This window comes from Streptosporangium longisporum (assembly GCF_039534895.1).
In the GTDB taxonomy this organism is placed as follows: Bacteria; Actinomycetota; Actinomycetes; order Streptosporangiales; family Streptosporangiaceae; genus Streptosporangium; species Streptosporangium longisporum.
Genome location: NZ_BAAAWD010000006.1, coordinates 1,111,324 through 1,133,438 on the forward strand (window position 1 = coordinate 1,111,324; position 22,115 = coordinate 1,133,438).

Genomic DNA, 22,115 nt, shown 5'->3' on the forward strand with positions numbered 1-22,115 from the left:
TCGTCGCCCGCCCCGCGCGCCTCGCGCACGCCCCGCCCGCGTCCTGATCGCCGGCGCCGCGTGCCGGGGCGCGCGGGTGCGGGCGAGTCCTTTCCGGGCCCGCGAGCGCCCGTGAGCGCATCCGTGAGCACCCATGAGCGCGCCCGTGATCGCGCTTACGAGCATGCCCGTGAGCGCCTCCCGTCCCGGACGCGGCGGCCTGACGCTCCCTGGTCGCCCTCTCCGGGAACGAACGAGGATGCTTCCACGTCAGAGGGGGTAGGACGCCCTTCGCCCGCTTCCTGAAGATCGGGAATGCTTTCGCGCGATCCAGGGTTGAGCCCAGTAGACTCAAGTCGTTTGACAAACCTCGCTCGAAGTTCCACTATGAGTCTCATCGACTCAACTTTGACTACAAGGACGTACTCATGGCACGTGCGGTAGGTATCGACCTGGGGACGACCAACTCCGTCGTCTCGATTCTTGAGGGCGGTGAGCCCACCGTCATCGCCAACGCTCAGGGTTCGCGGACCACCCCGTCCGTGGTCGCGTTCGCGAAGAACGGCGAGGTCCTCGTCGGTGAGGTCGCCAAGCGGCAGGCCGTCACCAACGTCGACCGGACGATCCGCTCGGTCAAGCGCGAGATGGGCACCACCTGGTCCGTCGAGATCGACGGCAAGAAGTTCTCCCCGCAGCAGATCAGCGCGTTCGTCCTGCAGAAGCTCAAGCAGGACGCGGAGGCCTACCTGGGCGAGAAGATCACCGACGCGGTGATCACCGTTCCCGCCTACTTCAACGACGCCCAGCGCCAGGCGACCCAGGAAGCGGGAACCATCGCCGGCCTGAACGTGCTGCGCATCATCAACGAGCCCACCGCCGCCGCGCTGGCGTACGGCCTCGACAAGGAGAAGGACGAGACCATCCTCGTCTTCGACCTCGGCGGCGGCACCTTCGACGTGTCCCTGCTCGACGTCGGCCAGGAGGACGGTCACGGCTTCGTCGAGGTCAAGGCCACCAGCGGCGACAACCACCTCGGTGGTGACGACTGGGACCAGCGCGTCGTGGACGAGCTGGCCAACCGGTTCAAGAACGCGCACGGCGTGGACCTGACCAAGGACAAGATGGCCCTGCAGCGTCTGCGCGAGGCCGCGGAGAAGGCCAAGATCGAGCTCTCCAGCCAGTCGGAGACCTCCATCAACCTGCCGTACATCACGGCCTCGGCCGAGGGTCCCCTCCACCTGGAGGAGAAGCTCACCCGCGCCGAGTTCCAGCGGATCACCGCCGACCTGCTCGAGCGGTGCAAGGGCCCGTTCAACCAGGTCGTCAAGGACGCCGGGATCAAGGTCTCCGACATCGCCCACGTGGTGCTCGTCGGCGGCTCGACCCGTATGCCCGCCGTGGCCGAGCTCGTCAAGGAGCTGACCGGCGGCAAGGAGCCCAACAAGGGCGTCAACCCGGACGAGGTCGTGGCCATCGGCGCCGCCCTGCAGGCCGGTGTGCTCAAGGGCGAGGTCAAGGACGTCCTGCTGCTCGACGTGACCCCGCTGAGCCTGGGCATCGAGACCAAGGGCGGGATCTTCACGAAGATCATCGAGCGCAACACCACGATCCCGACCAAGCGCTCCGAGGTCTTCACCACGGCCGAGGACAACCAGCCGTCGGTGCAGATCCAGGTCTACCAGGGCGAGCGCGAGATCGCGGCGTACAACAAGAAGCTGGCCACCTTCGAGCTGACCGGCATCGCCCCGGCGCCGCGCGGGATCCCGCAGATCGAGGTCACCTTCGACATCGACGCCAACGGCATCGTCAACGTCTCCGCCAAGGACCTCGGTACCGGCAAGGAGCAGACGATGACGATCACCGGCGGCTCCGCGCTGCCGAAGGACGACATCGAGCGCATGATGCGCGAGGCCGAGTCCTACGCCGAGGAGGACAAGAGGCGCCGCGAAGAGGCCGAGACGCGCAACAACGCCGACTCGCTCGTCTACCAGACCGAGAAGTTCCTCGGCGAGAACGCCGAGAAGGTCCCGGACGACATCAAGGCCGAGGTCAACGAGGCCGTCGCGGAGCTGAAGAAGGCTCTGGAGGGCACCGACTCGTCCGAGATCCGCGCCTCCGCCGAGAAGCTCGCCACGGTCAGCCAGAAGATGGGCTCCGCGATCTACGCTCAGTCCCAGGGGTCCGAGAACCCGACCGGCACGCCGGACGCGGACGCGGGCGCCACGAACGAGCAGAAGGCCGACGACGACGTGGTCGAGGCCGAGATCGTGGACGACGAGCCGAAGCGCGACGACGGCACCAAGTGACGGCCGGAAAGCCGAGGGGAGCACCAGCGTGAGCACGCGCGAGAACGGTTCCGGAGAGGAGCCGGTGATCCGCGACAACCGGAAGATCGACCCGGAGACGGGCCTGCCACGCGAGGCGGACCCGGCCAAGGCCACCGGCCAGGACGCGGGCCAGGACGACAGGGAGCAGGCCGAGGGGCCGTCCTCCCTGGCGTCCGACCTGGCCTCGATCGAGCTGGCCACCCAGCTCGCCGAGCGCACCGCGGACCTGCAGCGCCTTCAGGCCGAGTACTCCAACTATCGCAAGCGGGTCGAGCGGGACCGGGTCGCGGTCAAGGAGCAGGCGGTGGCCGGCGTCCTGTCGGAGCTGCTGCCGGTCCTCGACGACATCGGCCGGGCCCGCGACCACGGGGAGCTGACCGGCGGTTTCGCCAAGGTGAGCGAGTCACTGGAGGCGGCCACCGGGAAGCTGGGGCTCAGCACCTACGGCACCAAGGGCGAGGCGTTCGACCCGATGGTGCACGAGGCGCTGATGCACAGCTACTCCTCCGAGGTCACGGAAGCGACCTGCGTGGAGATCCTGCAGCCCGGTTACCGGATCGGCGAGCGAGTGCTCCGCCCCGCGCGCGTCGCGGTGGCCGAGCCCGAGACGCCCGCCGCGGACGACAACTGACACCCCTACGTCTGATCTCTGAGAAGGAAGATGGATGAGCACCAAGGACTACCTGGAGAAGGACTACTACGCCGTCCTTGGTGTGCCCAAGTCCGCCACGGCAGATGAGATCAAGAAGGCGTACCGGAAGCTGGCCAGGCAGTACCACCCGGACGCCAACCCCGGAAGCTCGGAGAACTCCGCGAGCACCGCGAAGTTCAAGGAGGTCTCCGAGGCCTACGACGTCCTGTCCGACACCAAGCGCCGCAAGGAGTACGACGAGGCGCGGACGCTGTTCGGATCGGGGATCGGCGGCTACCCGGCGGGTGCGGGGGCACCCCGTCCGGGCGGGGGAGGTTTCCCGTTCGACCTGGGGGACCTGTTCGGGGGGGCCAACCAGCAGCAGAGCGGCGCCGGGGAGCGCATCGGCGACATCTTCGGCGGCCTGTTCAACCGGGGCGGCGCGGGCCGCCCCGGCGGGACGACGACCAGGGCGCGCCGGGGCCAGGACATCGAGTCCGAGGTGACCCTCAACTTCTCCGAGGCGGTCGAGGGCACCACGGTCTCGCTCCGCCTGACCAGTTCCTCCGCGTGCACCGCGTGCGGGGGCACCGGCGCCAAGGCCGGCACCACGCCGCGGGTCTGCCCGACCTGTGAGGGCACCGGGGCGGCCAGCCGCAACCTGGGCAACTTCGCCTTCTCCGAGCCGTGCCGCGACTGCAAGGGCCGCGGCCTGCTCGTGGACGACCCGTGCCCGGTGTGCGACGGCAGCGGGCGGGGCAAGAGCACCCGCACGATCCAGGCGCGCATCCCGGCCGGTGTCGCCGACGGACAGCGCATCAAGATCAAGGCCAAGGGCGCACCCGGCGAGAACGGCGGCCCGGCCGGCGACCTCTACGTCCAGATCCACGTCAAGCCGCACTCCGTGTTCGGCAGGACGGGTGAGAACCTGACGGTCACCGTCCCGGTCACCTTCACCGAGGCGGCGCTGGGCGCCGAGATCAAGGTGCCGGTCCTCAAGGGGATGCCGGTCACCCTGCGCATCCCCGAGGGCACCCCGAACGGCCGCACCTTCCGGGTGCGCGGCAGGGGCGTCACCCGTAAGGACGGCACCAAGGGCGACCTGCTCGCCACGGTCGAGGTCCTCGTGCCCAGCAAGCTCGAGGACAAGGCGAGAGGCGCTCTGGAGGAGTTCCGCGACGCCACCTCGGGAGGTGACCCGCGGGCTGACCTGATCGCACAGGCCAGAAGCGAGTAGCCATGGAAGCCAACTACTTCGATCTGTCGGACGACACACCCGTCTACGTGATCTCAGTGGCCGCCCAGCTGTCCGGTCTGCACCCGCAGACCCTGCGCCAGTACGACCGTCTCGGCCTGGTCAGTCCAGGCCGTACGGCGGGACGCGGGCGCCTGTACTCCACCCGCGACATCGTGATGCTCCGCGAGGTCCAGCGGCTCTCCCAGGAGGAGGGCATCAACCTCGCGGGCATCAAGCGCATCCTGGCCCTCGAGAACGAGGCCCTGCGGCTGCGCGACGAGAACCACCGTCTCCGCGCGGAGATGAACATGATCCGCGCCCTGATCCAGTACCAGCTGCCCCCCGCCTGAGAGTCCCGTCCGTCCCGTCGCACGGCGAACCACCGCGGCGCGCCGCGGTGCCGGAGACCGGACAGCAGCGTCCCACCCGCGGCGCGCGGCGCCGCCGTCAAGCACTAAGGCCTGGTAAGCATGGACTACAAGCTCACTCAGAAGAGCCAGGAGGCGGTCTCCTCCGCCATCCGGCGGGCGGCCGCAGAAGGCAACCCCGAGGTCGCCCCGGCTCACCTGTTCACCTCGTTGCTCGCCCAGAGCGGCGGCACCGCCGTGCCCCTGCTGGAGGCGGTGGGCGCCGACTGGAAGAAGCTCCGGACCGAGGCCGAGACCCAGCTGGCCGCCCTGCCCAAGGCGCAGGGCTCCACGGTCGGCGCGCCGTCGAGCTCGCGGCAGCTTCTCACCGTGCTGAACACTGCGGCCCAGCGGGCCCGCAGCCTGGAGGACGAGTACGTCTCGACCGAGCACCTGCTGGTCGGCCTGGCCACCGACGGCGGCCCGGTCGCCCGGCTGCTCACCTCCGCCGGCGCGAGCCCGTCCGCCCTGCTGGACGCCTTCGAGAAGGTGCGCGGGCACGCCAAGGTGACCAGCGCGACGCCCGAGGACACCTACCAGGCGCTGGAGAAGTACGGGATCGACCTGACCGAGCAGGCCAGGGCGGGCAGGCTCGACCCGGTGATCGGCCGTGACTCGGAGATCCGGCGGGTCGTCCAGGTGCTCAGCCGCCGTACCAAGAACAACCCGGTGCTCATCGGCGAGCCCGGCGTCGGCAAGACCGCGGTGGTGGAGGGGCTCGCCCAGCGGATCGTGGCCGGGGACGTGCCCTCCAGCCTGCGGGACAAGCGCCTGATCGCGCTCGACCTGGGCGCCATGGTCGCCGGGGCCAAGTACCGCGGCGAGTTCGAGGAGCGCCTCAAGGCCGTGCTCGGCGAGATCAAGGAGAGCAACGGCCAGGTCGTCACGTTCATCGACGAGCTGCACACCATGGTCGGCGCGGGCGCGGCCGAGGGCGCGATGGACGCGGGCAACATGCTCAAGCCCATGCTGGCCCGCGGCGAGCTGCGCATGATCGGCGCGACCACGCTGGACGAGTACCGCGAGCGCATCGAGAAGGACCCGGCGCTGGAACGGCGCTTCCAGCAGGTCTACGTGGGCGAGCCCACCGTCGAGGACACCATCGCCATCCTGCGCGGCCTCAAGGGACGCTACGAGGCGCACCACCAGGTGCAGATCTCCGACGGCGCGCTGGTGGCCGCCGCCGCGCTCTCCGACCGCTACATCACCTCCCGGTTCCTGCCGGACAAGGCGATCGACCTCGTCGACGAGGCCGCCTCCCGGCTCCGCATGGAGATCGACTCCCGCCCGGTGGAGATCGACCAGCTCCAGCGGAACGTCGACCGGATGCGGATGGAGGAGCTGGCGCTCGCCAAGGAGACCGACGAGGGCAGCCTGCAGCGGCTGGAGCGGCTCCGCAAGGAGCTCGCCGACCGCCAGGAGGAGCTCAACGCCCTGGTCGCCCGGTGGGAGCAGGAGAAGGCCGGTCTCAACCGGGTCGGTGACCTGAAGAAGCAGATCGACGAGGTGCGCGGTGCCGCCGAGCGGGCCCAGCGCGACGGCGACTTCGAGAACGCCTCCCGGCTGATGTACGCCGAGGTGCCCAAGCTGGAAGCCGAGCTGGCCGAGGCCAGCAAGACCGCCCAGCCCGAGGACCCCATGGTCAAGGAGGAGGTCGGCTCCGACGACATCGCGCAGGTCATCTCCTCGTGGACCGGCATCCCCGCGGGCCGTCTGCTGGAGGGCGAGACCAGCAAGCTGCTCCGCATGGAGGAGGAGCTCGGCAGGCGCCTGATCGGCCAGCGGCAGGCGGTCGAGGCCGTCTCCGACGCCGTACGGCGGGCACGGGCGGGCATCTCCGACCCGGACAGGCCCACCGGCAGCTTCCTGTTCCTGGGCCCGACGGGCGTCGGCAAGACCGAGCTGGCCAAGGCGCTGGCGGACTTCCTGTTCGACGACGAGCGCGCGATGGTCCGCATCGACATGAGCGAGTACGGCGAGAAGCACAGCGTCTCGCGGCTCGTGGGCGCCCCTCCCGGCTACATCGGCTACGAGGAGGGCGGCCAGCTCACCGAGGCCGTGCGGCGCCGCCCGTACACCGTGGTGCTGCTGGACGAGGTCGAGAAGGCCCACCCCGAGGTCTTCGACATCCTGCTCCAGGTCCTCGACGACGGGCGGCTCACCGACGGGCAGGGCCGGACGGTGGACTTCCGCAACGTCATCCTGATCCTCACCTCGAACATCGGCTCGCAGTTTCTGGTGGACCCGGGCATGACCAAGGAGGCCCAGCGGACCGCCGTGATGGCCGCGGTCAGGAACGCCTTCAAACCGGAGTTCCTCAACCGGCTCGACGACGTGATCCAGTTCGACGCGCTCGGCACCGAGGAGCTGTCGAAGATCGTGGACCTGCAGGTGGACCACCTGGCCAGGCGCCTGGCGGACCGGCGGCTCACGCTGACCGTGACCCCGGCGGCACGCGACTGGCTGGCCCTGACGGGCTTCGACCCGCTGTACGGCGCCCGTCCGCTCCGCCGCCTCGTGCAGTCCGCGATCGGGGACACACTGGCCAAGAAGGTGCTCTCCGGTGAGGTCCAGGACGGCGACGAGGTGCTGGTCGATCTCGACGGTGCGAGCGACTCCCTGTCGATCGGCCCGGTGAAGGGCTGATCGCGGGGTGGACCACGAGCGTGGCCTATGAGCATGAACCACGAACCGTTGACCGTGCTCATGGGCCACGATCCGTGGACCACGGGTCCATGGATCGTGAGCCGTGGATCACGAGCCGTGGATCACGAGCACGGTCCACGAGCGTGGATCGCGATCGGGTGATTGCGATCGGGTGATCGCGATCCACGGGCGTGGATGATCGTTTCGGTAAGAGAGCGACCATGGGTGAGTGAGGCCCGGTAAGGGCTTGACCAGCTTTGCACCAAGCGGGCCACCCAGCGAGACCCCCCTGTTACGTTCGGCATTCGTCGGATTACCGAACGCAACAGGGGGATGTGCATGTCGAACGCATCACGGAATATCCGAGGATTTCTCGCGGTGGCGGTGCTCACGGCCGGTGCAGGATGGACCATGGTCTCTCCTGCCGCGGCGGGAATGGTGCCCTGCCCTGACCCGGACGCGGTGGGGACGTCCCAGACGCCCGGAACCACTTCGATCGCCTGTGAAGAGGCCGCGAGCACCGAGGCCACGGTCGTCGACGAGACGGCCACCGACGGTGCCGCGGTTCCGCCGCCCACTGACGAACCCGAGACGCCGGCGAACGGTGAGATCGGGACCCCGGCGAACGCCGAGGCCCCGGCCGCCCAGGCACCGGCCGCTGAGACCCCGGCTGCCGAGACCCCGGTCCAGGCTCCGGCCGCCGAGGCCCCGGCTGTTGAGACCCCGGCCGAGGCCCCGGCTCCCGCCGAGGCTCCGGTTGCCGAGGCTCCGGCCCCTGCCGGTGCCGAGGTTCCGGTTCCCGCCGGTGCCGAGGCGGCCCAGACCCCGGTGATCGCGGAGGCCGCCCAGGCCGCCGCCACCGACATCCCGGCCGAGGCTCCCGCCCCGACCACCGACACCCCTGCCCCGGCCGTCCAGGCCCCGGCTCCCACCACCCCCGAGGCCCCGGCTCAGGCCCCGGCCCCCGCCGAGGCTCCGGCCCCGGCCAACGCCGAGACCCCCGCCGAGGCACCGGCTCAGACTCCCGCCGACACCCAGGCCCCCGCCGACGCTCCGGCCGACGCTCAGGCCCCCGCCGAGGCTCCCGCCGAGGCTCCCGCCGACGCTCAGGCTCCGGCCGACGCTCAGGCTCCGGCTGAGGCCCCGGCTCCCGCCGACGCCCAGGCTCCGGCCGAGGCTCAGGCTCCCGCCGAGGCGCCGGCCGTCACCGACCAGCCCCAGGCTCAGCCCCAGGCCCAGACCGTGACCCCGGTCGGTGCCGAGGCGGCCCAGACCCCGGTGATCGCGGAGGCCGCCCAGGCCGCCGCCACCGACATCCCGGCCGAGGCTCCCGCCCCGACCACCGACACCCCTGCCCCGGCCGTCCAGGCCCCGGCTCCCACCACCCCCGAGGCCCCGGCTCAGGCCCCGGCCCCGGCCGAGGCTCCGGCCCCGGCCAACGCCGAGACCCCCGCCGAGGCACCGGCTCAGGCACCCGCCGACGCCCAGGCCCCCGCCGACGCTCCGGCTGAGGCACCGGCTGAGGCTCAGGCTCCCGCCGAGGCCCCTGCCCCGGCTCCGGCCGACGCTCAGGCCCCCGCCCCGGCTCCCGCCGTCGCCGAGGCTCCGGCCGCCCAGGCCGGACCTCAGGCCCCGGCCGACGCCGAGGCGGCCCAGAGCGCGATGGCCGCGGAGGCCGAGATGCCCGCGACCGCGGACCGTCTTCGCACCGTCGGCCTCTCCGTTCTCCCCGAGAACGAGCGGACGACCTCGTGGGTGAGCCTGACCGGAGCGCCGGACCTCTCCGGAATGCCCGGCAACGGCATCAGCTGGCTTCGTGCACCGGTGCCCCCGGCTCCGGTGACCGACCAGCTCGCCGAGACGACCGTCACGCCCGAGAATGACGCGACGACCGTCGACCCGATCCCGGCCACCCCGGCGACCCCGGCGACCGACCCGGCCCCGGCCGGTACGGAGACCGCACCGGCCCCGGCCGGCGCCGAGGCTGAGGCGGAGACCGCACCGGCTCCGGCCGGTACGGAGACCGACCCGGCCCCGGAGGCCGGCACCATGGAGATGACCGTGACGGACAGGCCCGCGGAGATGCCGCTGGTCATCGTCCTCCCGGGAACCTCGGAGACGCCGGAGACCCCGGAGACCCCCGAGGCCCCTGAGGCACCGGCTTCCGAGGCACCGGCTCCCACGGCCCCTGAGGCGCCGGAGGCCCCCGCGGCCCCCGTCGCCCCGGAGACCGCCATGACGCCGGAAAGCCCCGCGGCCCCCGAGGCGCCCAGCGCTCCCGAGGCCCCCGTGGCACCGGAGGCGCCCACCGCCCCTGAGGCTCCCGAGGCACCGGAGGCCCCCACGGCCCCCGAGGCTCCCGAAGCCCCCGTGGCACCGGAGGCTCCCAGCGCCCCCGAGGCTCAGGGAACCCCGGCGGCTCCGGAGGCCCCCGCCGTCGCCGAGGCCCCCGCGGCCCCTGCGGCACCGGAGGCCCCCGCGGCCGGCACCGTCGCCCCGGCGCAGGCCGTAGAGGCTCCCGCCCCTTCGGCCGCCACCGCGTAGGGAACGCTCCAGGAACCCGACGGCGAGTGACGGCCGGGTTCTGATCCACCCTCGGGGAGGGCCGCGCCTTCAAGGCGCGGCCCTCCCCGCCGTTTCGGCGCCGTACGCAGACTCCTCACGCGGGCGTCCACGGCCGGCCCGGTGCCGTACCAGGAGACGGAAAAAGCGCGGACCCGGAAGAACGCGGAAAGGGCGGGCCGGCGAACATCGTCCGGCTCACGACGTCCCGCCCCCGGTCGGCCTGCGACGTCCCCGCACCCTCCGGCCGGCCCGCGAGCACGCGGGAGCGGACACCGTACTCGCGTGACAGAACCGCGGGCGACGGCGGCGCGATCAGTGCGAGGCGTCCAGGAGCGCGTCGAGCTCGTCCTCGGGAAGACCGAGGTCGACACGGATCCGGTAGCGGGTCCGCAGCAGGGCAAGGTGCTCGCCACCGCCCTGCTCGGCCCGGTACGCCCCCTCGGTGGCCCACCGATGGGCCTCCGTCAGGTCACCGTAGGCGACGAGGGTCTCGGCGATCGTGAGAGCGGTCGCCGCGGTGACGTCACCGCCGGCGCGGATCGCCTCGATCACCTCCCTCGCCTCACCGGGCTGTTCGAGCTCGAAGAGGGTGTCGGCGATCCCGGCGCGGGGGTCGACGCCGACCTCGCCGCCGTCGTCCACCGCCTGCTGGAAGCAGTCGAGAGCCCGGGCGGGCTGCCCGGCCTGCCGCCACTCCTCGGCGGCGAGCACGAGGATCGCCGCCCGTGATATGTCGCCGGACGCGTACGTCTCGACCAGGGTTTCGAGCCGCCGGGCCAGGTCCTCATGATCGTCGGCCAGAAGTGCCTGCTCAAGCAGTCGATCAAGCTGCTCACGTGTCACATGCGCCACATCGCGAGAGTACCGAGCGACGCTCGATCGCGTACGCCCAACGGCAGGTATTGTCACCGTGACCTTGGGTAAACGAATCATCACGATGCGCGTGTCCTCCCAGCGCAACGGGCATATGTGCGGCGACTCCTGCTAGGGGAGGGCATCCGCCGGGGGGAGCCGTGATGGGCATGTCCAAGCAGACGGCCTTCGTCCTGATGCTCCTCCTGGCCTTCTCGGTGATCGTTCCGGGGTCGGCGGGGTACCTGTCGGTCAAGATGGAGGCCATCGGACACGCCCACCGGGAGCTGCTCGGCCTGGAGAGCCGGATTCAGCGGGAACGGCTGGCCGCCCGGATCAAGAGGGTGGAACAGGCCTACCGGCACCGCAGGCTGCAGGCGGCCGCCTCGGCCGATCGCCGGTCCTGCTCGTCCGCTCGTGACTCCGCAGGCGAGCGGGACGGTCCGGGAACGGCCGGACATCGCCCTCCCGCCCCCGGCTCGGTCGTGCCCGTTCCGGCCGGGCAGGACGCGGAAGGACCGCGCGAGAGGTGGATGCGCCACCGGTGGTTCCACACCCGGTGGCAGGACCTGCGACGGCAGGACGCGCAGCGGCGACAGGACGAGGAACGGTGGGCCCGGTGGCAGAGCCGCGACCTCGATGAGCGGGACGTGGCGGCGGGACGGTACCCGGAGGCCGTGGAACCTGCGGAATCCGCAGAACCCGCGGAGCTCGCGGAGCCCGGGGAGTCGTACGAGGCGGACGGACTCCTCGGGGCGGGCGGCCATGTCGTCGCGCGGGACCGGTACGCGGCGCGGTTCGAACGCCGAGGCAGGATCGAGGCGCGCGGGGAGCAGATCACCGACGCCCCAGGAACCGGCCAGGAGAACGCCTCGGGGACCGGCCGGGAGAGCGACCCGGGGACCGGCCGGGAAGGCGACCGGGAGACCGGCCGCGAGGGCGACCCGGGCGCCGGCCCTGGGACCGCCTCGGGGACCGGCCCGGAAAGCGGCCCGGAGACCGGCTCGGAGAGCGATCCGGGGGCGGCTCGGGAGGGCGGCCGGGAGATCGGGCGGCAGGCGGGCCGCAGGACACTGTGGCGGCACGGCTCCCTCGCGTCGGATCCCGTCGGCGAGCGGGGCCTCGCGGGGCGGGGCCTCGCGGGGCGGGGCCTCGCGGGGCGGGGCGGGGAACCTCCGGAGGAGGATCTCCCGCCCGGCGCCGCTCAGTCCGAACCGCGCCCGAACTGGCGGTTCAGGTAACCGCGGATCAGGCGCTTGGCCTCGTCCACGATCTCCGGGGCACCGTTCGGGTCCCGCCGGAAGGCCAGCTTGAGCACCGCGTCCCCGGCCTCGACCGCGACCAGGATGGCCAGGTCGAACTCCTCGCTGTCGGCCAGCCCGTACTCCTGCAGCAGCAGGCCGCGGAGCCGTCCGGCGATCACCGTGTTGTTGTCGGACTCGGGGTCGAGCAGGTTGAGGTCGACGACGTCGCCGAAGTGCAGGGACCGGAAGCCCGGCACGGTCCTGTGCATCTCCACGTACTCGTCGATGATCGCGTCGATCGCCTCCCACCAGCCGGCGTAGTCCTCGGACAGGAAGCGGTTGCCGACCCGGGAGACGAACCCCTCGACGTGACGGCGGGTCACCGCCTGGGCGATGGCCCGCTTGTCGGGGAAGAACTGGTAGACCGAACCGATGGCGACTCCGGCGCGCTCGGCGATCCGGGTGGTGGAGAGCGCGTCGTAGCCGATCTCGTCGAGCAGGTCGGCGCACGCGTCGAGCATCCGCTCGACGCGCCGCGCGCTCCGGCGCTGGGTGGGGCGGCGCCTCAGGGGCGCCTGGCATGACTCCTCGGCAGGCACGATGGACACCCCACCATCTTGCCCCTACGGCACCGCGGGGTCAGCGCTTATTCGTCAATCTCGAGATTTCTCCGCTCCCGGTGAGCCGTGCCACGCCGCGGACGGCCGCCGGGGAGATGCGCGAGAGCGCGTAGCCGAACGTGCCCTCGGCGTTCACCGGGACGACCGGCAGGTTGCGGTGGACGGCCCGCAGGATGTGCGCGGCCACCCGCTCGGGCGGGTACCCGCGCGCGGCCACCGCCTTCGCGGCCGGCCCTTCGGCCCCCTTGGAGAACTCGCCGACGTACACGGTGTTGTGCGCGATCGGGGTGGAGACGACTCCGGGGCAGATCGCGGTGACCCCGATGCCCCGACCGGCCAGCTCGGCGCGCAGGCAGTCGCTGAGCGACTTCACCGCCGCCTTCGAGACCGAGTACGCCGGCAGCAACCGGGTGGGGAGGAAGGAGGCGACCGAGGCGAGGTTCACGATGTGACCGCCCTGGCCGCGCTCGACCATCTGCGCGGCGAACAGGCGGCAGCCGTGGATGACGCCCCACAGGTTGACGTCCAGGGTGCGCCGCCAGTCCTCGACCGAGTGGTCCAGGAAGGCGCCCGCGACCACGATGCCCGCGTTGTTGACCACGATGTCGGGGACGCCGTGACGGTCCTTCATCAGCCGGGCGAACTCCTCCATCGCCGCGGTGTCCGCGACGTCCACCCGGAGGGCGTGCGCCGTTCCCCCGCGGTCGGCGATGCCCTCGACGGTGCGCCGGGCCGCGTCGAGGTCGATGTCCGCGCAGATCACCTCGGCTCCGTGCGCGGCGAAGGCGCGGGCCGTGGCCCGTCCGATCCCGCTGCCCGCGCCCGTGATCACCACCAGCCGGTCGTCGAAGGGTCCGCGCTCGCCCGGTCCGGCCCTGCGCAGCTCCCTGGACGGCTCCGCCCCCTCGACGTGCTCGACGAACTCGGTGATCATGTGGGCGAGCACGCGGGGGTGGCTGCGCTGCGGCCAGTGGCCCGCGTGCAGTCGGCGGTGCCAGAGCCGGGGCGCCCACAGGTACGTGGAGGCGAGCAGCGCCGGGGAGACGAAGGGGTCCTTCGTGCACTCGACGAGCTGGACGGGGACCTGCGGGAGGGGGGCGTCGTCGGACGCGCCGCCGGAGAAGGGCAGGTTGGCCCGGTAGAGGCCGAGACCGTTCACGCCGTCCTCGACGAGCGTGTCCGCGGGGTGTCCCGGGCGCGCGGGCGCGCCGAAGCGGTTCGCCAGGCGCGGCAGCGTCGCGCGCAGGACGGTCTCGGGGAGCGCGGGGATCTGGAAGGCCCCGATGTACCAGGAGCGCAGGAGCTGGCCGGCGACCTTGCCCCTCTTGCCGTGCCGCATGAAGTCGGCCGCCTGGCCGGGGTGCACGCCGCCCAGGGAGGTGAAGGAGAGGATCCGCTCCTCGATGCCCGGCCTGCCGATCAGCTGCCAGCCCTGGATGGATCCCCAGTCGTGCCCGACGAGGTGCACGCCCGGCTTGCCCACCGCGTCCAGGACGGCGGTCAGGTCGGCGGCCAGGTGGTCGTAGTCGTAGCCCGAGGTCTCCGACGGGGCACCGGAGAGGCCGGCGCCGCGGACGTCGTAGCGGACCACGTGGAAACGGTCCTGCAGCAGGTCGGCCACCTCGTCCCAGACCCGGTGGGTGTCGGGGTACCCGTGCACCATCAGGACGGTGGGCGCGGAGGGGTCGCCCTGTTCGAACAGTGCCAGCCGTACGTCACCGGACTCGACCCATCGCATGACAGCCTCCTGTTGGACGGTCAGTCCAATGCAGTAACGGAACAGAATCAGCTTCTGCCCACCCCATACCCCGTCGAGGGTCCGGTATGGGCGCGATGCCCGGCGGGCCGTCCGCGCCGGATCGGCCGGCACGGGCGTACCCGCGCGGGCGTGCCGCGTGGGATCCCTGCCCGCGGTTCCCGTCCGCAGACTCCGTCCGCGCGGGCGGGCGCGTCAGCCGGATCCGGCCGGCTTGGCGGACAGGCCGGTGCAGGCGCGCAGCGCCTTCCAGCCCGCGATGGCCTGCTGCCGTCCGAGCCCGGTGATCGGGATCGGCACCCCGCCCTGGATCCCGGCCGGGGTCCACTGGTCCTTGAGCACCTTGCGGCCGTTGATCGTCAGGGTGAGCACGCCGGTCCTGCCGGTGTCGGGACCCCAGTTGTAGAAGACGAAGTTGCCCAGTCCGTAGTTGACGTAGCTGTTCCTCAGGTAACCGCCGCCCAGCAGGATGTGCGCGTGGCCGCCCACCACGACGTCCGCGCCGGCCGCGACCAGCTTGGGTGCCAGGGCACGCTGCGCCTCGTTGGGGCACTTCTGCAGTTCGGTGCCCCAGTGCAGGTGGACGATGACGGTGTCGGAGTTCCTGCGGGCCTTGCGCACCTCCTGGATCAGCCGCGCCTCGTTCTTGGCCGAGGCCAGGCCGCCCTTGTCGCCGGCCGCCGTCCACGCCTGGATGAACTCCGCGTCCAGGACCTGGGTGGCGCCGATGATGGCGACGCGGTTGCCGTTCACCGTCGTCCGCCAGGGCCGGTACGCCTCGGCCTCGTTCCTGCCCACGCCCACCACGGGGAACCTGGTGCGCTTGATGGCGGCGAGGGAGTCGGTCAGCCCGGCCTGCATGTAGTCCATGCCGTGGTTGTTCGCCAGCGACGCGACGTCCACCCCGGCGGCCTTCAGCGCGGTCAGCGCGGTGGCGGGGGCACGGAAGGTGAACTGCTTGCCCGGAGCCGGGGTGCCCCCGGTGGTGATCGCGGTCTCCAGGTTCACCATCGCCAGGTCGGAGCGCCTGAGCACCCTGGCGATGGGACCGAGCGCGGTCCTGGGGTCGGCGTTCAGCCGGGTCCGCAGCACGCCCTCGAAGTGCACGTCACCGCCGAAGGAGATGGTGTACGGCCTGCGCTCCGGCGTCGGGGTGGGCTCGGCCCGGTCGGTCGGCTTCTCCACGACGTCCGGGGATTTCGCGGGAGCGGCCGACTCGGCCGCGGAACAGGCCGCGAGAAGCACGGCCGAGAGGGTGATCGCGGCGGCCAGGGCGGGGCGGCGGGCTCTGTACGTGTCCATCGGTATCCGAGGATGCCACCTCACCCCCGCCCGGCGACACAACTCGCCGGAGCGGATTCGATTCCTCGCGACGCGAACGGGTCACCCGGCCGAATCACCCGGGTTCGGCCGGTGGCGCCCGCCCCGGGAAGGACGGCGTCCGCCCCGGGAAGGACGTCGAAGCGCCCGTCCTTCACCGCCGTGACGAACGCGGCCCATCCGCGGGCGTCGATGACCAGTGACGGCCCGCCCCTGTCCTTGCTGTCCCTGACCGCGAACCCCCGCCCGTGCAGGTGAGCCACCTCGACACAGTTGCCGTTGGTCGCGCTCTGCTGACTTTTCCGCCAGATCACTCTGGATAGGTCAACATCAGACACAGCCCACCCCTTCTCCCACCGGGGACCATAAGGCACCTCAAGGATGAAGGCGTGATGAAGAACGTGCAAGGTATTGGGCACGTCGAGATAGGACACCGTATCCTGCACGGTCTCCCTATGTGCGATGATTCTCCCCTGTCCCACCGGCGGGCCGTCAATCCATCCGGCGGGCAGAAGCTATGAAAACGCGATAAATCATGACGGGGCGGCTCTTGTTCTCTTACGAGAGTTCCGGGGCCGCTTCCCGCTACATGTCGAACTCCCCGCCCTTCACCCCCCCGACGAAGGAGTCCCACTCGCCGGGAGTGAAGAGGAGAACCGCACCGGACCGGTCCTTGCTGTCCCGGACCCCGACGCGTCCCCCGTCCAGCCTGGCCACCTCGACACAGTTGCCACTGGCGGCGCTCAGGGCGCTCTTCTTCCAGATCACGTCATTGTGATTGTTCGCGTTCATTGTTTTTCCCGGAAATTCTTCGAAAGCGACGGAGCAGCGGCGGACGATGATGTGCCGCTACCTGTTCCAGTACTCGATTGTCTTCTTGATGAGCTCCTGCGACGCCGCCTCGTCGAGGGCACATTCCATCAGGTGTCCGAAGGCGCGTTCATACGTGTAGACGATTTCCGCATCCTCGACGAACTGTCCGCCGCGGAGAGACTCCTCGTAGACGACGTCGGGAAAGTCGGCAAACTCCAGGTGCAGGAAAGCGCCGGTGGACACCGGTGGCGGAACGTCCTGGGGAAGGATTCTCATCTCCACGTGCTCCAGCTCCGAGACCTCGATCAGGTGCACGAGCTGGTCCCGCATCACGCGGGCGTCGCCGTACTGGTTCTTCAGCACGGACTCGTGGAGCACGCTCACATGGACCAGCGGGTCGGGCACGTGCAGCAGCGTGCGCTGGCGCGTCATCCGTATCTCGACCCGGTCCTGGATCCAGCTCGGCGGGAGCCGGCTGGCGTCCTGGCTGGCGTGGTGGACGCCCAGAACGTAGTCCTCCGTCTGGAGAAGGCCGGGCACGATCTGGGGTTCCCAGTTCCGCGCCATGGTGGCCTCCGCCTCCGTCCCGATCAGCGTGATGTACTCCTCGGGGACGGAACTGCGATATCTCTCCCACCACCCCTTCTGGGCGGCGTCGTGCCGTAGCGCGACCAGGATCCCCCGAAGGGGCTCCTCGACCTCGTACAACTCGATGAGCGCCTCGACGTCGGCCTCCTTGGCCAGCGTTCTGGCGGTCTCGATCCGGCTGACCTTGGCGGTCGACCACCTCAGGCGGCCGGACACCTCGTCACCGGTCAGGTCGAGCCCTTCGCGAAGCCTGCGCAACTCCAGGCCCAGCCGTCGCCGGCGGAGCGCTGGACTGCCACGCTGCGGCATCACGACCTCCTCACCATGACGGGCGGGCGTGTGTCGCGGCCTCGACAGGAACCCGTCGAATGATAGTGCAAATTGCACCGACACTTGCAGTGTATGTGTGGAAGTTTATTGCTTTTTTCCTTACGGCAAGTCTTGCAGCCAAATCTATGCTGAGCGACTATCAGAACAGGAAGGGTCTCGAAAGATCGGGGAAACCACCGGCGATCGTCCGGGGGAAGCGTCTTCGGGATCTGTTCGAGCCGTGCGCGGGGCGGGCGCGCGGCCGATCGGCGACGCCGTCCGCGAGAAGAACACGGGGTCGACGCGGGGAGGCCGTCAGGGGAATCAGGGGAATCGGCCGGCGACGGCCCAGAGTCGCACGCATCAAAAAGAAACGCCTTCATCGGCGTAAAAAACACCGGGCCGGCGGCCACCGACCCGGTTGGCACAAGAACTCCGCGTCAAAGCCACGAAGGGAGTCTCCTATGTCCTTCCACCGTACCAACAGAACCCGTGGAATCAAGACCTTCATTCGCAATGTGATCTACGTGACCGACCGTGAGCTCTGCATGGACCAGGATGAATGGGCCTACCGGCTCGGCTGGACCGTGACCCGCACCGGTTTCTGCGCCAGGTACTACCGCGAGCCCCGGTTCGACCTCCTGCGGGCCGAGCGGAGCGCCGCCCCCGCCCTGGCCCTGGCGCCCGTCCTCGACCCGGGGGCGGCGGGCGACGTCGCGGCGTGAGCTCCGCGGCGCGTGCGCCGTCCTCCGGATCCCGGAAGCCCCGGAGTTCGCGCTCCGGGGCTTCCCCTCGTCCCGGCCTGCGGCCATGATGAGTTCATTCGTCGAACTCAGGAGTGCCGATGAGAACAGCGCACCGGACCTGCCCCCTCTGCGAGGCCGTCTGCGGTCTCCGGCTCACCCTCGACGACACCGGGCACGTCACCTCGGTCAAGGGCGACCCCGACGACCCGTTCTCCCGGGGGTTCATCTGCCCCAAGGGTGCGAGCCTGGGCCGCCTGGACGAGGATCCCGACCGGTTGCGCGTCCCGATGATCCGGACGGGCGAGACGTGGCGGGAGGTCTCCTGGCAGGAGGCGTTCCGCGCGGTCGAGGAGGGCCTGTCCGCGGTGATCGGCACCCACGGCCGCTCCGCGCTGGCCGTCTACGTCGGCAACCCCAACGCCCACTCCATGGCCGGCGCCTTGTACGGCGGGCCGCTGATCCGGGCCCTGGGCACCCGCAACGTCTTCTCCGCCAGCACCGTCGACCAGATGCCCAAGCACGTCTCCTGCGGCCTGATGTTCGGTGACCCGATGGCCATCGCCGTGCCCGACCTGGACCGCACCGACCACCTGCTGATGCTCGGCGCCAACCCGCTGGAGTCCAACGGCTCGCTCTGCACCGCCCCCGACTTCCCCGGCCGCCTCAAGGCGCTGCGCGCGCGGGGCGGCCGGCTCGTGGTCGTCGACCCCCGCCGCACCCGCACCGCCGCCCTGGCCGACGAGCACCTGTTCATCCGGCCGGGCACCGACGCGTACCTGCTGTTCGGCATCGTGCACACGCTGCTGGCCGAGGACCTCACCTCGGTGGGCGTCGAGGCCAACGGGCTGGAGGAGGTCCGGAGGCTGGCGAAGGACTTCGCCCCCGAGGCGGTGGCCCCGGTCTGCGGCGTGCCCGCCGACCGGATCGCCGGGCTGGCGCGCGAGCTGGCCGCCGCCAGGACGGCCGCCGTCTACGCCCGCATCGGCACCTGCACCGCCGAGTTCGGCACGGTCGCGCAGTGGCTGGTCGACGTCGTCAACATCCTGACCGGCAACTTCGACCGCCCCGGCGGGGTCATGTTCGCCAAGCCCGCCACCGAGAACGGCCGCCGGACCAGGCCGTACACCACGGGTCGCTGGCACAGCCGCGTCCGGAACCTGCCGGAGGCGAACGGCGAGCTGCCGGTGGCCACCCTCGCCGACGAGATCGAGACCCCCGGGGAGGGGCAGATCAGAGGGCTGGTCATGGTGGCCGGCAACCCGGTCCTGTCGGCTCCCGGCGGGCCCCGGCTGGATCAAGCCTTCCGCGACCTGGACTTCATGGTCTGCGTGGACCCCTACCTGAACGAGACCACGCGGCACGCGAACGTCATCCTGCCGCCGCCGCGGACGACGCAGTCCCCGCACTACGACCTGACGCTGCTGTCCTTCGCGGTCCGCAACTACGCGCGGTTCTCCCCGCCGGTCCTGCCGCTGGAGCCGGGACGGCCGTCGGAGGCCGAGATCCTGGCGCGGCTGGCGATGATCGCCTCGGGACAGGGCGCGGACGCGGACCCGGCCGCGCTGGACGAGCTGATCCTCGACCGGATGCTCGCCAGGGCGGTCGAGACACCCGGCTCTCCGGCGGAGGGCATGGACCCGGCCGAGCTGCGCGCCTCGCTCGACGGCGGCAGCGGGGCGGAGAGGCGGCTGGACGCCATGCTCAGGCTCGGCCCGTACGGGCTCTCGCTCGCCGCGCTCCTGGACGCCCCGCACGGCATCGACCTGGGACCGCTCGAACCCCGGCTGGCGGAGATCCTGCGCACCGCCTCCGGGAAGGTGGAGCTGGCCCCGGCGCGGCTGGTGGAGGACGTCGAGCGGCTGCGCGACCGGCTGGAGGTGCCGCCCGCGGAGATGGTGCTGATCGGCAGGCGCCACCTGCGGTCGAACAACAGCTGGCTGCACAACGTGGAACCGCTGGTCGGCGGGAGCAACCGGTGCACGCTGCAGATCAACCCCGACGACGTGAGAAGGCTCGGGCTGGACGGGAAAGCCGTGGTCCGGTCGGCCGCCGGAGAGCTGGTCGTCCCGCTGGAGCCGACCGACACGATCATGCCGGGGGTGGTGAGCCTGCCGCACGGCTGGGGCCACGCCGGAAGCGCTCAGCCGGTGGCCGCCGAACACGCGGGGGTGAACGCGAACACGCTCACCGACGATTCCGTGGTGGACGTTCCCTCCGGAAACGCGGTGTTCAACGGGGTTCCGGTCACACTCGGTCGCGTGTGATCCCATGATCGCTCGGAAAAGGGGGATCGGCGCGCATTAGGCTTGCGCGCGTGACCACCCCTCCAGCACAGGACCGCCTGCACGCTCAGCTCAGCTTCGCCATGGAGATCGACAAGCTCAGGCGCGTCGTCCGCCGCAACACCCTCATGGACGGGTCGCGGCGGGAGAACGACGCCGAGCATTCGTGGTACGTGGGCATGCTGGCGATGGTCCTGGCCGAGCACGCACCACCGGGCACCGATCTCGACAGGGTCGTCGCGATGCTGCTCGTCCACGACATCGTCGAGATCGACGCCGGTGACACGTTCATCTACGACAGCCAGGCCGTCGAGGCCCAGCTCGGCATCGAGCGCAAGGCCGCCGACCGGATCTTCGGGCTCCTCCCGGACGACCAGGCGTGCCGGTTGCGCGCGCTCTGGGACGAGTTCGAGGAGCGCAGGACGCCGGAGGCCCGGTTCGCCAAGGCCCTCGACCGTATCGCGCCCATCATGGCCAACCACCACAACGAGGGCGGCACCTGGTCGCTCTACAAGGTGACGGCCGAGCAGGTGCTGGAGAAAGTGAAGATCATCGAGGAGGGGTCGCCGACGCTGGGCGCCTACGCCACCGAGATCATCGCCCTCTCCGTCAGCCGGGGGCATTTGGCGCGTGCATAACGCCTTTCCCGGGTAGGTCCCTAAGGGCTAAGAAAGGGGCGATGGTGAAGGAAACCGTCAAAACAGGACGCAGACCTTTCAAGCGTCTGGTGCCCGGGGTCGAGCTGACCGACCGGATCGAGCGGTCGCCCAGAGCCGACAGGCCGATCCGCGTGCTCGCCAAGGCCGTGCGCCGGCGGATCGGCCCGGGACCGCTCAGGGACCTGCTGCACGGGGTGCCGATCGGCAAACCGCTCCATCCGCCGCTCGCCAACCTCGCCCTGGGGCTCTGGGCCGCCACGGCGGTGCTGGACGCCACCCGTGCCGACCCTCGGGCCTCGCGGCTCCTGGTCGCCGGTGGGCTCGCCACCGCGCTGCCCGCGGTGGCGGCGGGCGTGACCGACTGGTCGGCGCTGCACCGCGAGCAGCAACGGGTGGGGTTCGTGCACGCGATCGCCAACCTGACCGCCCTGGGGTTCTACACCGGGTCCCTGGCCTTCCGGCTGGCCGGCCGGGACCGGACCGGGCGGATGCTCTCGTTCGCCGGGCTGGGCGCCGCGAGCGTGGGCGGCTATCTCGGCGGCCACCTGGCCTACCGGCAGGCCGCCGGGGCCAACCACGCCGAGTCGGTGGCCCATCTGGTGCCGCTGGGCTGGCACGACCTGTGCGAGGTCACCGACCTGCCGGACGGGCGCCCGGTGACCCGGAGGCTCGGGTACATCGACCTGTTCGTGCTCCGCGTGGGCAGCGGCGTCACCGTCCTCGCCGACCACTGCGCCCACCTGGCCGGTCCGCTCCACCAGGGACGGCTGGTCTCCGAGGAGGGCACCGCGTGCGTGGTCTGCCCGTGGCACGGGAGCACCTTCCGGCTCTCCGACGGGGCCGTCGTGCACGGTCCCGCCACCGCGCCGCAGCCGTCCTTCGAGACCCGCGTCCGCCGCGACGGCGTGCTCCAGGTCCGCCCGGCCCAGGTGTGAGCCGGGGGTGACGCGGGCGCTCCGGGATCCGGCGCGACAGGGCTCGGTGCCACAGGGGCTCGACGTGATGGCGTGACGGGGCTCGGTGGTGAGGTGGTGACGAGGCTCGGCGTGATGGCGTGATGGGGCGCGGGCCGGTCCGCCCACGGCCCAGGGGTTATGGGGCGAGCGACGGCCGGGCCGGGATGGGCGATGCCCC

At 71.2% G+C, this 22,115-nt stretch carries 18 protein-coding genes; 11 read left to right on the forward strand and 7 right to left on the reverse strand.

The window, feature by feature from the left end; genetic code table 11:
* The first annotated feature begins 407 nt into the window (after positions 1–407).
* The 6 genes from dnaK (at position 408) to ABD832_RS09175 (ending at position 9,771) form a co-directional block, all read left to right on the forward strand.
* A complete protein-coding gene (dnaK, locus tag ABD832_RS09150) occupies positions 408–2,285 on the forward strand; it encodes a molecular chaperone DnaK (RefSeq protein WP_344891178.1) in 1,878 nt (625 codons plus the stop codon).
* Between the two features lie 28 nt (positions 2,286–2,313).
* Positions 2,314–2,937 (forward strand): nucleotide exchange factor GrpE, encoded by a 624-nt coding sequence (grpE, locus tag ABD832_RS09155; protein ID WP_344891181.1) that lies wholly within the window; start codon positions 2,314–2,316, stop codon positions 2,935–2,937.
* 34 nt (positions 2,938–2,971) lie between these two features.
* On the forward strand, positions 2,972–4,174 hold the full coding sequence (dnaJ, locus tag ABD832_RS09160; protein ID WP_344891184.1) for a molecular chaperone DnaJ: 1,203 nt from the start codon (positions 2,972–2,974) through the stop codon (positions 4,172–4,174).
* Positions 4,175–4,176: 2 nt separating this feature from the next.
* A complete protein-coding gene (locus ABD832_RS09165; protein WP_362800360.1) occupies positions 4,177–4,524 on the forward strand; it encodes a heat shock protein transcriptional repressor HspR in 348 nt (115 codons plus the stop codon).
* 120 nt (positions 4,525–4,644) lie between these two features.
* Positions 4,645–7,227 (forward strand): ATP-dependent chaperone ClpB, encoded by a 2,583-nt coding sequence (clpB, locus tag ABD832_RS09170; RefSeq protein WP_344891187.1) that lies wholly within the window; start codon positions 4,645–4,647, stop codon positions 7,225–7,227.
* 411 nt (positions 7,228–7,638) lie between these two features.
* A complete protein-coding gene (locus ABD832_RS09175; protein ID WP_344891189.1) occupies positions 7,639–9,771 on the forward strand; it encodes a hypothetical protein in 2,133 nt (710 codons plus the stop codon).
* Between the two features lie 333 nt (positions 9,772–10,104).
* Here ABD832_RS09175 and ABD832_RS09180 read toward each other — a convergent pair whose 3' ends face one another.
* Positions 10,105–10,644, reverse strand: a complete 540-nt coding sequence (locus ABD832_RS09180; protein ID WP_344891192.1) for a hypothetical protein — start codon at positions 10,642–10,644, stop codon at positions 10,105–10,107.
* 170 nt (positions 10,645–10,814) lie between these two features.
* Between ABD832_RS09180 and ABD832_RS09185 the strand changes: the two genes are divergently transcribed.
* Positions 10,815–11,885: a hypothetical protein gene (locus ABD832_RS09185; RefSeq protein ID WP_344891195.1), complete on the forward strand. Its 1,071-nt coding sequence runs from the start codon at positions 10,815–10,817 to the stop codon at positions 11,883–11,885.
* On the opposite strand, the gene ABD832_RS09190 is transcribed toward ABD832_RS09185, so the two are convergent.
* The 6 genes from ABD832_RS09190 to ABD832_RS09215 form a co-directional block, all read right to left on the reverse strand.
* Positions 11,849–12,496, reverse strand: a complete 648-nt coding sequence (locus ABD832_RS09190; RefSeq protein WP_344891198.1) for a TetR/AcrR family transcriptional regulator — start codon at positions 12,494–12,496, stop codon at positions 11,849–11,851. The two genes, ABD832_RS09185 and ABD832_RS09190, sit on opposite strands and share 37 nt — an antisense overlap.
* A 31-nt stretch (positions 12,497–12,527) precedes the next feature.
* The gene (locus ABD832_RS09195; RefSeq protein ID WP_344891201.1) at positions 12,528–14,246 is read right to left on the reverse strand and encodes an SDR family oxidoreductase; all 1,719 of its coding nucleotides are present in this window, start codon (positions 14,244–14,246) and stop codon (positions 12,528–12,530) included.
* Positions 14,247–14,459: 213 nt separating this feature from the next.
* On the reverse strand, positions 14,460–15,566 hold the full coding sequence (locus ABD832_RS09200) for a CapA family protein (RefSeq protein WP_344891204.1): 1,107 nt from the start codon (positions 15,564–15,566) through the stop codon (positions 14,460–14,462).
* 20 nt (positions 15,567–15,586) lie between these two features.
* On the reverse strand, positions 15,587–16,030 hold the full coding sequence (locus ABD832_RS09205) for a DUF397 domain-containing protein (protein WP_344891207.1): 444 nt from the start codon (positions 16,028–16,030) through the stop codon (positions 15,587–15,589).
* A 139-nt stretch (positions 16,031–16,169) separates the two neighbouring features.
* Positions 16,170–16,376, reverse strand: coding sequence for a DUF397 domain-containing protein (locus ABD832_RS09210; RefSeq protein ID WP_344891210.1), 207 nt, complete (start codon positions 16,374–16,376; stop codon positions 16,170–16,172).
* Positions 16,377–16,433: 57 nt separating this feature from the next.
* On the reverse strand, positions 16,434–17,294 hold the full coding sequence (locus tag ABD832_RS09215; RefSeq protein WP_344891213.1) for a helix-turn-helix domain-containing protein: 861 nt from the start codon (positions 17,292–17,294) through the stop codon (positions 16,434–16,436).
* Between the two features lie 527 nt (positions 17,295–17,821).
* Between ABD832_RS09215 and ABD832_RS09220 the strand changes: the two genes are divergently transcribed.
* The 4 genes from ABD832_RS09220 (at position 17,822) to ABD832_RS09235 (ending at position 21,916) form a co-directional block, all read left to right on the forward strand.
* The gene (locus tag ABD832_RS09220; protein ID WP_344891216.1) at positions 17,822–18,019 is read left to right on the forward strand and encodes a hypothetical protein; all 198 of its coding nucleotides are present in this window, start codon (positions 17,822–17,824) and stop codon (positions 18,017–18,019) included.
* Positions 18,020–18,138: 119 nt separating this feature from the next.
* Entirely contained in the window at positions 18,139–20,304 is a 2,166-nt protein-coding gene (locus tag ABD832_RS09225; protein WP_344891219.1) for a molybdopterin-dependent oxidoreductase, read from the forward strand.
* 101 nt (positions 20,305–20,405) lie between these two features.
* Complete coding sequence (locus ABD832_RS09230) at positions 20,406–20,960, forward strand: HD domain-containing protein (RefSeq protein ID WP_344893405.1); 555 nt, start codon at positions 20,406–20,408, stop codon at positions 20,958–20,960.
* 41 nt (positions 20,961–21,001) lie between these two features.
* Positions 21,002–21,916, forward strand: a complete 915-nt coding sequence (locus tag ABD832_RS09235) for a Rieske (2Fe-2S) protein (protein WP_344891222.1) — start codon at positions 21,002–21,004, stop codon at positions 21,914–21,916.
* The last annotated feature ends 199 nt before the right edge of the window (positions 21,917–22,115 follow it).

Coding starts and splice junctions, on each gene's coding strand:
- dnaJ (WP_344891184.1), top strand. CDS start 2,972: ATGAGCACCAAGGACTACCTGGAGAAGGACTACTACGCCGTCCTTGGT.
- ABD832_RS09175 (WP_344891189.1), top strand. CDS start 7,639: ATGGTCTCTCCTGCCGCGGCGGGAATGGTGCCCTGCCCTGACCCGGAC.
- ABD832_RS09215 (WP_344891213.1), bottom strand. CDS start 17,294: ATGCCGCAGCGTGGCAGTCCAGCGCTCCGCCGGCGACGGCTGGGCCTG.
- ABD832_RS09230 (WP_344893405.1), top strand. CDS start 20,406: ATGGAGATCGACAAGCTCAGGCGCGTCGTCCGCCGCAACACCCTCATG.
- ABD832_RS09235 (WP_344891222.1), top strand. CDS start 21,002: ATGGTGAAGGAAACCGTCAAAACAGGACGCAGACCTTTCAAGCGTCTG.
- ABD832_RS09210 (WP_344891210.1), bottom strand. CDS start 16,376: ATGAACGCGAACAATCACAATGACGTGATCTGGAAGAAGAGCGCCCTG.
- ABD832_RS09200 (WP_344891204.1), bottom strand. CDS start 15,566: ATGGACACGTACAGAGCCCGCCGCCCCGCCCTGGCCGCCGCGATCACC.
- ABD832_RS09165 (WP_362800360.1), top strand. CDS start 4,177: ATGGAAGCCAACTACTTCGATCTGTCGGACGACACACCCGTCTACGTG.
- clpB (WP_344891187.1), top strand. CDS start 4,645: ATGGACTACAAGCTCACTCAGAAGAGCCAGGAGGCGGTCTCCTCCGCC.
- dnaK (WP_344891178.1), top strand. CDS start 408: ATGGCACGTGCGGTAGGTATCGACCTGGGGACGACCAACTCCGTCGTC.
- ABD832_RS09225 (WP_344891219.1), top strand. CDS start 18,139: ATGAGAACAGCGCACCGGACCTGCCCCCTCTGCGAGGCCGTCTGCGGT.
- ABD832_RS09195 (WP_344891201.1), bottom strand. CDS start 14,246: ATGCGATGGGTCGAGTCCGGTGACGTACGGCTGGCACTGTTCGAACAG.
- ABD832_RS09185 (WP_344891195.1), top strand. CDS start 10,815: ATGTCCAAGCAGACGGCCTTCGTCCTGATGCTCCTCCTGGCCTTCTCG.